Genomic DNA, 7,480 nt, shown 5'->3' with positions numbered 1-7,480 from the left:
TTGATAGGCCAGATATGGAAGCCCAGTAATGGGTGGAGTTGACTGGTACTAATAGGCCGAGGGCTTGTCCTCAGTTGCTCGCGTCCACTGTGTTGTTCCCAGACAACGAACAGGTTGTGCTGGCTGAACAGTTTCACTACTTAATTGAAGAGTGTGCTTGTTCGCTGCCCTGTTCAAGACCCCGTTTCATTGCGGGGTATCTGAAAGGGTTTCGGTGGTCATAGCGTAAGGGAAACGCCCGGTTACATTCCGAACCCGGAAGCTAAGCCTTTCAGCGCCGATGGTACTGCAGGGGGGACCCTGTGGGAGAGTAGGACGCCGCCGAACAATCTTTGGAGGACCTCTGGTCCCAGCGTTCATGCTGGGACCAGAGGTCCTTTTTTGTTTTTCTCAAGCGCGCGCTGAGTACTCGGTTGCGCAAGAATGAATGCGGTACCGCAGACAGGAGCCACCGATGTCCACCAACTCTCCCGACGATCGACCGGAGCGCGACCAGCGCCGCCGGGACAGTGGTGACCGCGGCGGATACCGCGGCGGGGAGCGCCGCGACGGTGATCGCGGTGGCTACGGCGACCGTGGGGGCTACGGTCGCCGTGACGACCGCGAGCGTGGCGGCCGGCGCTTCGGCGAGCGCAGCGACGACCGCAGGGGCGATCGCCGTGACGACCGGCGTGAGGGTGACCGCGGTGACCGTGGCGGTTTCCGTCGTGACGACCGCCGTGATGATCGCCGCGATGACCGTAGGGACGATCGACGCGGCGGGTTCCGACGCGATGATGACCGCGGTGGTTTCCGTCGTGATGACCGCCGCGATGATCGGCGTGACGGCGAGCGCGGCGACCGAGGTGAACGCGGAGATCGTGGTGGGTTCCGCCGCGACGACAGCCGCGGAGGCGGTTACCGCGGACGCGACGACCGTGGTGGACGACCCGCGTTCCGTCGTGACGACCGGTCCGGTGGGCCGCGTCGTGAGGACCGTCGTGACGACCGGTCCGGTGGGCCGCGTCGTGAGGACCGTCGTGACGACCGTGACGGCGGCTTCCGCAGGGACGGCGACCGTCAGGGCTTCCGTCGCGATGACCGGCGGGACGACCGCCGTGAGGGCTACCGCCCCGACCGTGGTGGATTCCGCCGTGACGATCGGCGGGACGATCGGCGTGAGGGCGACCGCGGTGACCGTGGAGGTCTCCGCCGTGATGACCGGCGCGACGGCGACCGCGGTGGCTTCCGTCGTGACGACCGTGGCGAGCGCGGCGGTTTCCGGCGCGATGACGACCGCGGTGGCTTCCGTCGTGACGACCGTGGCGAGCGCGGCGGTTTCCGGCGCGATGACGACCGCGGCGGCTTCCGTCGTGACGATCGCTACGACGATCGCCGTGGTGACCGCCGCGATGACCGCCGTGACGGCGGGCGCGGTGATCGAGGTGAACGCGGAGATCGTGGTGGGTTCCGCCGCGACGACAGCCGCGGAGGCGGTTACCGCGGCCGCGACGAACGTGGCCGCGACGAACGTGGTCGTGACGACCGCGGACGTGACGATCGCGGGCGCGGGCCGCGTCGGGACGACAGCAGGGGCCGCCCCGGTGGCTTCCGCGGGCGCGACGACCGCAGGGACGACAGGCGCGGCGGCGGCCGGTTCGGTGACGAGCGCGGCCGTGACGATCGCGGCCGGGACCGCGACAGGGACCGCGACCGCGAGCCCATCAAGCGGCTGCCGATCCCCGAGGACGTCACGGGCGAGGAGATCGACAAGGACGTACGGCAGGAGCTGCAGAGCCTGCCGAAGACGCTTGCCGACGACGTCGCAAGGAACCTGGTGATGGTGGCCCGGCTCATCGATGAGGACCCCGAGGGCGCCTACGCGTACTCGAAGGTCGCGCTGCGGCTCGCCTCGCGCGTCGCCGCCGTACGCGAGGCCGCCGGCTTCGCTGCGTACGCGAGCCAGAAGTACAGCGAGGCGCTCGCCGAGTTCCGGGCCGCGCGCAGGATGACCGGGCACGTGGAGCTCTGGCCTGTGATGGCCGACTGCGAGCGCGGTCTCGGGCGGCCCGAGAAGGCGCTCGACATGGCCGGCGCACCCGAGGTGCACAAGCTGGACAAGGCGGGCCAGGTCGAGATGCGGCTCGTGGCAGCCGGTGCCCGGCGCGACATGGGGCAGCTCGACGCGGCCATCGTCACGCTGCAGAGCCCTGAGCTGGCCTCCAACTCCGTGCAGCCCTGGACCGCGCGTCTGCGCTACGCGTACGCCGATGCGCTGCTCGCGGCCGGCCGGGAGTCCGAGGCACGCGAGTGGTTCGCGAAGGCCGTCGAGTCCGACAAGGACGGCAGCACGGACGCCTCCGACCGGCTCGCCGAGCTGGATGGTGTCGAGTTCGTCGACGCTCTTGACGAGGGCGAGGACGAGTACGAGCGCGAGGGTGGCTCGGACGAGTCCCGGGGCGACTCCGCGCCCGAGCCGACGCCTGAGATCTCGCCCGAGTCGGCGGCTGACGAGGCCGACGAGAAGACGGTGAAGACGGCGGAGAGCCCGGATGCCGACTCCGAGGGCGAGGAGTCCAAGGGCGAACAGGCCTGACGGAGCGGCGCGTAGCAACACGTAAGGGCGGGATCCGGTAAGGGTCCCGCCCTTCGCGCTGTTTCGCTTCAGTCGTGTGAGCTGGTCAGAGCTGGTCAGTGCGCCAAGCTGCGCAGCACCAGCCCCGTCGCCGGTTTCGGTCCGAAGGACGTGGACTTGCGCGGCATGGTGACACCCTGATGGGCAAGGTCGCGTACGACGTCCTCGCGGACCGGATGCATCAGGACGGCTGTTCCGCCGTCGCGTTCCGCCTTGGCGATCGTGGCTGCCGTGTCGTGTATGTACGCGATGTGTTCCGGGGTGTCCGGGATCTGCCAGATGTGGTCGAGCAGGGTGGCGTGCAGGACCGTCGCGTCGAGTGCGCGCCACGCTTCGGGGCGGTCGCGAGAGACCGTCGCATCGATGAGCTCGGCAGACAGGCGGTCGACGAGGTGGAAGCGGCCGCTCCCGCCACCTGCCGTCAGCGCCGTACCCTCGCCTGCCAGCAGGTACGCGTTTCCCTCGCTCGTGGCCTCGGCCAGGGCATCCAGTGCGTGTGGCAAAGGGCCCTCGACCGTACGCACGCGGGCAGAGCCCGAGTGCGCCTTGAGAGCCGCGAGGGCTTCGGAGAGCGGCAGGCGGTGCAGGAGGCGGTGGATCGCCCTCACGCGCAGCGGATAGCGCGCCGTGTCCACAAGGAGGACCAGGCCGAAGTCCCAGGGGCCGGGCGACGGGTGCTCGGCGCGCAGACGCAGGTACGTCGCCCAGCGGTGGTGGCCGTCCGCGATCACGGCCTGGTGGTGAGCCAGATCCGACCGGATCTCGTCCACGTCGGCCGGGTCGGTCACGGCCCACAGGCGGTGGCTGAAGCCGTCCTCGGTGGTCGTGGCGAGCAGCGGCGGGCGCTGGACGGTCCGCTCGACGACGGCGGAGGTGCCGCCGTTCGCTCCGACGGCGTTCGCTCCGACGGCGTTCCCTCGGACGGCGTTCGCGCCCTCGCCGGTGGTGCCGTTGCCGCGGTACGTCAGCAGCAGCGGCTCCAGATTGGCGGCCGTCGCGCGCATCAGGGCCGCGCGGTCCGCGACGATGTGCGGCATGACCTCCTCGTGCGGGAGGACGATGCCTTCCGCCGCCTCCGTCAGGCGCAGAGCGCCGATGACGCCGCGCTGCAGCATGTCGCCGCTGCGCTGCTCGTAGACGTAGAGGCCGGGCTCGGGATCGGGGGCCAGGATGCCCTCCGACAGCCAGTGGGCAAGGGTGTCCGCGGCCTGCTCGTTGCGGGTCTCCGGGCCGTTCTGGGGGAGGATCAGCCGGACGATGTTGTGCGGGTCGGCGGACTCGAGGTGGTGCAGGCCGTCGGGCCGTACGACCACGTCGTACGGCGGTGAGGTCACGGCGGCGAGGCTGCCGACCCGCTCGGGGACGTAGCGCACGCCCCGGAACGGGATCAGGTCGAGGCCGCCCGCCCCAGAAACTGCCGCGGGGCCTGCAATGTTCATTGCTGCATCGTATGTGTGTCAGTGTCGTGCGGGATGATCGGGGGAGTGGGACCGAACGAGGAGCGATGCGTAATGAGCCAGACCGTCCCGACCCCCAGGACGCGGCCCGAGAGTAGCGCGCGGGCGCTGAGCGAGGCGTACGACACGGCGCTGCTAGACCTGGACGGCGTGGTGTACGCGGGCGGGCACGCGATCGTGCACGCGGTGGAGTCGCTCGGCCGTGCGCGTGACGGCGGGATGCATCTGGCGTACGTGACCAACAACGCGCTGCGTACGCCGGACGACGTGGCCGCGCATCTCACGGAGCTCGGGATTCCGACGGCGGCTTCGGACGTCATCACCTCGGCGCAGGCCGTGGCCCGGCTCATCAGCGATCAGGTTCCTCAGGGCGCGCGCGTGTTGGTGGTCGGCGGGGACGGGCTGCGGGTCGCGCTCCGGGAGCGGGGTCTTGAGCCGGTGGAGTCCGCGGACGACGGTCCGGTGGCGGTCGTGCAGGGGTACGGCGGGCCGGAGCTGCCCTGGGGACGGTTCGCGGAGGCTTGCTACGCGATCGCGCGCGGGGTGCCGTGGTTCGCGTCCAACACCGATCTGACCATCCCGAGCGCGCGGGGCATCGCGCCGGGCAACGGAGCGGCGGTGGAGGTCGTACGGATCGCCACGGGCGCGGAGCCCCAGGTGGCCGGCAAGCCGCTGCCTCCCATGCACCGGGAGACGATCCTGCGGACGGGGGCCGAGCGGCCGCTGGTCGTGGGCGACCGGCTGGACACGGACATCGAGGGCGCGTTCAACGGCGGCGTGGACTCGCTGCTCGTCCTGACCGGCGTGACGGACGGGGCCCAGCTGCTGGCCGCTGTGCCGGAGCACCGGCCGACGTATGTCGACGCCGATCTGCGGGGGCTGCTCACCGGGCAGCCGGAGGTCGTCGCGGACGGTGGAAGGTTCCGCTGCGGCGGCTGGACGGCGACGGCGGGGGAGGAGCGGCTGGAGCTTGACGGCGGCGGTGAGACGGTCGACGGGCTGCGGGCGCTGTGCGCGGCGGCCTGGACGGTGGCCGGGGACGGGGCCTGCCGGCTGGACGGGGAGAAGGCGCTCGCACGGCTGGGGCTCTGAAAGCCGCTCTTTGAGAACGTGCGATTCCAGAGGCTGAGCCGAGAGAGGTGAGTTGGGAGAGGACGGAGGATCGAGCGGGGATAGCAGGGTAGGCTAACCTAACCGGGTGTTGGTCGACAGTCCTCCCGAACAGCGCGCGGAGACCGCCCCCGCGCCCCCCAGCCGCCGGGCGATACGCGCCGCCGGGCTTCTCGTCTCGCTCGGTGTGCTGCTCGCCGTCGCCGTGGCGAGCATCGCGATCGGCGCCAAACACCTTCCCGTGGACCAGGTGTGGCACGGGCTGTTCCAGGACTCGGGGACATACAGCGATGTCGTCGTCCGCGAGCGGCTCTCGCGTACGGTGCTGGGCCTGCTCGTCGGGGCGGCGCTCGGACTGGCCGGGGCCGTCCTCCAGGCGCTCACCCGTAACCCGCTGGCCGATCCCGGGCTGCTTGGCATCAATGCGGGGGCCTCGGCCGCCGTCGTCACCGCCATCACCTTCTTCGGCGTCACCTCACTGAGCGGGTATGTGTGGTTCGCCTTCGCCGGGGCCGCGATCGTCGGCGTACTGGTCTACTCGCTGGGCGGCAGCCGCGGCGCCACGCCCGTGCGGCTCGCGCTCGCCGGCACCGCGCTCACCGCGGCGCTCAGCGGCTATCTGCAGGCCGTCATGATCATGGACAATGCGGCGCTGGGCAAGATGCGCTTCTGGACGGTCGGTTCACTGGCCTCGGCGACCAACACGACCATCACGCAGGTCCTGCCGTTCCTCGCCGTGGGCACGGTGCTCGCGCTGGGCCTCGCCCGGCCGCTCAACGCCGTGGCCATGGGCGATGACACCGCGCGTGCGCTGGGCGCGCACCTGACCCGCACCCGCGCGCTGTCCATGGTCGCCGCCACGCTGCTGTGCGGGGCCGCGACCGCCGCCTGTGGCCCGATCGCGTTCGTCGGCCTGATGGTGCCGCACGTCGTGCGCTCCTTCACCGGGCCCGACCTGCGCTGGATCCTGCCGTACGCGGCCGTCCTCTCGCCCGTGCTGCTGCTCGGCGCCGACGTGATCGGCAGGATCGTCGCACGCCCCGCCGAGCTCCAGGTCGGCATCGTCACCGCGGTCATCGGCGGCCCGGTCTTCATCTATCTCGTACGACGGCGGAGGACGGCGCAGCTGTGAAGTCCACACAAGGCCAGAACGCGGCGGCAGGCAGCGCGCAGCCGCTGCGCATCCGGGCTGTTCGCTCCCGCGGGCTCTCCGTCCGACTGGACGTCCGGGCGCTCACGGTCGTCGTGCTGCTGATCGTGGCCGCGCTCGTGGCGAGCGTCGTGCTCATCGGCACCGGTGACTTCCCCATACCGGCCGCCGATGTGATCCGTACGCTCATGGGGAACGGCGACCCCGGACAGGAGTTCATCGTCAACGAGCTGCGGCTGCCGCGCGTCTTCGTCGGGCTGCTCGTGGGTGCCGCGCTCGGGCTCGGCGGGGCGCTGTTCCAGTCCATCTCCCGCAATCCGCTGGGCAGTCCGGACGTGCTCGGCCTCGGACAGGGGTCGACGGCGGGTGCGCTCATCATGATCGTCCTGTTCAAGGGCAGCGCGCTCCAGGTCGCCGGGGGATCGCTCGTCGGCGGTCTCGTGACGGGTCTCGCCATCTATGTGCTCGCCTGGAAGCGGGGCGTGCACGGCTACCGGCTGGTCCTGGTCGGCATCGGCGTGTCCGCCGTCGTCACGGCCGTCAACGGCTATCTGCTCACGAAGGCCGACCTCGTCGACGCGGCCCGGGCCATCGTATGGATGACCGGCTCGCTCAACGGCCGTGGCTGGGAACAGGTCTGGCCGCTGCTCGGCCTGTGCGCCGTCCTCGTACCGCTCGTCCTCGCCAACGCGCGGCCGCTGCGCATGCTGGAGATGGGCGACGACGTCGCGTACGCGCTCGGGGTGCGCGTCGAACGTACGCGCATGGTGCTCATGCTGGCCGCGGTGCTGCTCACCGCGGCCGCGACCGCTGCCGCGGGACCTGTCAGCTTCGTCGCGCTCACCGCGCCGCAGCTCGCCAGGCGGCTCACGCGCTCGCCAGGACCCAACCTGGTGCCCGCGATGTGCATGGGCGCCGCCCTGCTGATCGTCGCGGACTGGGCATCGCAGCGCGCCTTCGGCGCGGACCAGCTGCCCGTCGGCGTGGTGACAGGTGTGCTCGGCGGTGTCTATCTGCTGTGGCTGCTCGTCACGGAGCGGAAGGCGGGGCGGATATGAAGGCGGGGCGGATATGACGAGCGCGCCGTCCGGGAAGTCAGCCGGGCAGTCGGCACCCCGGCCCACCGACTTGAAGACCACCTTTAGGAGT

At 70.9% G+C, this 7,480-nt stretch carries 6 protein-coding genes and 1 rRNA gene; 6 read left to right on the top strand and 1 reads right to left on the bottom strand.

The genetic code is table 11. The features are described from left to right. Positions 1 to 210 precede the first annotated feature (210 nt). The 3 genes from rrf (at position 211) to ABT009_RS07070 (ending at position 2,575) form a co-directional block, all read left to right on the top strand. Positions 211 to 327, top strand: a 5S ribosomal RNA gene (gene rrf, locus ABT009_RS07080). Positions 328 to 332: 5 nt separating this feature from the next. Further along, positions 333 to 1,820 (top strand): hypothetical protein, encoded by a 1,488-nt coding sequence (locus ABT009_RS07075; protein WP_351290464.1) that lies wholly within the window; start codon positions 333 to 335, stop codon positions 1,818 to 1,820. Continuing rightward, positions 1,712 to 2,575 (top strand): hypothetical protein, encoded by an 864-nt coding sequence (locus tag ABT009_RS07070; protein WP_351290462.1) that lies wholly within the window; start codon positions 1,712 to 1,714, stop codon positions 2,573 to 2,575. The genes ABT009_RS07075 and ABT009_RS07070 overlap by 109 nt, the downstream gene beginning before the upstream one ends. Before the next feature lie 95 nt (positions 2,576 to 2,670). On the opposite strand, the gene ABT009_RS07065 is transcribed toward ABT009_RS07070, so the two are convergent. After that, positions 2,671 to 4,053 (bottom strand): DUF1015 family protein, encoded by a 1,383-nt coding sequence (locus ABT009_RS07065; protein WP_351290396.1) that lies wholly within the window; start codon positions 4,051 to 4,053, stop codon positions 2,671 to 2,673. 72 nt (positions 4,054 to 4,125) lie between these two features. Here ABT009_RS07065 and ABT009_RS07060 point away from each other — a divergent pair, with 72 nt between their 5' ends. From ABT009_RS07060 to ABT009_RS07050, 3 genes are all read left to right on the top strand, one after another. Then, complete coding sequence (locus tag ABT009_RS07060; protein ID WP_351290394.1) at positions 4,126 to 5,163, top strand: HAD hydrolase-like protein; 1,038 nt, start codon at positions 4,126 to 4,128, stop codon at positions 5,161 to 5,163. Positions 5,164 to 5,269: 106 nt separating this feature from the next. Then, the gene (locus tag ABT009_RS07055; protein ID WP_351290392.1) at positions 5,270 to 6,313 is read left to right on the top strand and encodes a FecCD family ABC transporter permease; all 1,044 of its coding nucleotides are present in this window, start codon (positions 5,270 to 5,272) and stop codon (positions 6,311 to 6,313) included. After that, entirely contained in the window at positions 6,310 to 7,389 is a 1,080-nt protein-coding gene (locus ABT009_RS07050) for a FecCD family ABC transporter permease (protein ID WP_351290390.1), read from the top strand. The genes ABT009_RS07055 and ABT009_RS07050 overlap by 4 nt, the downstream gene beginning before the upstream one ends. Positions 7,390 to 7,480: the final 91 nt, after the last annotated feature.

It is taken from the genome of Streptomyces sp. NPDC002896, from assembly GCF_040295225.1.
In the GTDB taxonomy this organism is placed as follows: domain Bacteria; phylum Actinomycetota; class Actinomycetes; order Streptomycetales; family Streptomycetaceae; genus Streptomyces.
This window is presented reverse-complemented; position numbering and strand designations above follow the sequence as displayed.